Genomic DNA, 1,679 nt, shown 5'->3' with positions numbered 1-1,679 from the left:
TGGTCACAGCCCGTACTCCTTCCAGCGCCGGGCGACCTTGTCCCTGACCGCCTGGTCCATCACGGCCTCCGCGGGCCAGCCGCCCTCGCGACGGTATCCCTCCGTCGGGAGTTTGCGGGTGGCGTCCACGCCGATCTTCCCACCGAAGAACTGCTCGTACGAGGCGTGGTCGAGGTGGTCGACCGGGCCGACCGTGGTCAGCAGGTCGTGGGCGTAGTCGACGTTGCCGAACGCCCGCCACGCCACCTCGGAGTAGTCGTGGACGTCACAGTCGGCGTCGACGACCACGACGAGCTTGGACAGCGACAGCAGCCCGGCGCCCCAGATGGCGTGCATGACCTTCTGCGCGTGCTTGGGGTAGCGCTTCTCGATCGAGACGATCGCGCAGTTGTGGAAGACGCCCTCGACCGGCAGGTCGTAGTCGACGATCTCCGGGATCATCATCCGGACCAGCGGCAGGAAGATCCGCTCGGTCGCCTTGCCGAGCGGCCCGTCCTCCTGCGGCGGGCGGCCCACGACGATCGTCTGGAAGACCGGGTCACGCTGCAGGGTCATCACGTCGACGTGCAGGGCGGGGAACGGCTCGACCGGGGTGTAGAAACCCGTGTGGTCGCCGAACGGGCCCTCCGGCAAGCGCTCCCCCGGCTCCAGCCAGCCCTCGAGCACCACCTGGGCGTTCGCCGGCACCTGCAACGGGACGGTCAGGCAGTCGACCATCTCCACCCGCTCGCCGCGCAGGAACCCGGCGAACAGGTACTCGTCGATCTCCGCCGGCAGCGGGGCGGACGCCGCGTAGGTCACCGCCGGGTCGCAGCCGAACGCGATCGCCACCGGCAGCCGCTCCCCGCGGCGCTCGGCGACGGCATGATGGGCGTTGGAGTCCTTGTGGATCTGCCAGTGCATGCCGACCGTCCGGGCGTCATGACGCTGCAGCCGGTACATGCCGAGATTGCGCTGACCCGTCTCAGGATGCTTCGTGTGGGTCAGGCCCAGGTTCAGGAACACCCCGCCGTCGTCCGGCCAGGCGTGCACGCCGGGCAGGCGGAGCAGGTCGACGTCCGAGCCCTTGAGGACGACGTCCTGGCACGGCGCGGTCCGGACCTTGCGCGGCGGCACCGACCGCAGCGCGGCGACCTTGCCCAGGGCCTCCCGCAGCCCGCCGAGCCCGACCGGGAGCTCGGGTCTGAGCAGGGCGGCGATCCGGTCGCCGATCTCGTCGAGGCTGCCGGCCCCCAGCGCGGCGGCCATCCGCCGCTCGGTGCCGAAGACGTTGATGGCCAGCGGCATGTCGGCGCCGAGCGGCCGGTCGAACAGCAGCGCGGGCCCGCCCTCCCGCACCACCCGCGTGACGATCTCGGTGACCTCCAGGACCGGGTCGACCGGGACGCGGACGTGCCGCAGGTCGCCGTGACGCTCGAGGTGAACGAGGAACGCGCGCAGATCCGCCCAGGCCATGGCGCCCATCCTCGCAGGACGCCCATCCTCGCGGCGGCCCGCGGGCCCCGGCCGTCCGGACCTGTCGAGCCAGCCACCGGAACCCGGTACCGACCGCGCCAGGTAGCAGTCGGGTAGCTCTGGTGAGAACCCCCCGCCCGGCCGCCGGTCGGGCCCGGCGGGAACCTCCGTCCGACCACCGCCCGGGCGGTGGACACGTCGGGACGTGCGCCGACCGGCCGTAC

The 1,679-nt window shown here is 72.2% G+C and carries 1 protein-coding gene; it reads right to left on the bottom strand.

From position 1 onward, the window contains the following. Positions 1-3 precede the first annotated feature (3 nt). Complete coding sequence (locus AC5LSR_RS15350; protein ID WP_250283270.1) at positions 4-1,455, bottom strand: menaquinone biosynthesis decarboxylase; 1,452 nt, start codon at positions 1,453-1,455, stop codon at positions 4-6. Positions 1,456-1,679 lie beyond the last annotated feature (224 nt).

It is taken from the genome of Protofrankia sp. CiP1_Cm_nod4 (genome assembly GCF_982290645.1).
The sequence above is the reverse complement of the archived record's forward strand: the minus strand, read 5'-3'. Positions and strand labels throughout refer to the sequence as shown.

Coding starts and splice junctions, on each gene's coding strand:
- AC5LSR_RS15350 (WP_250283270.1), bottom strand. CDS start 1,455: ATGGCCTGGGCGGATCTGCGCGCGTTCCTCGTTCACCTCGAGCGTCAC.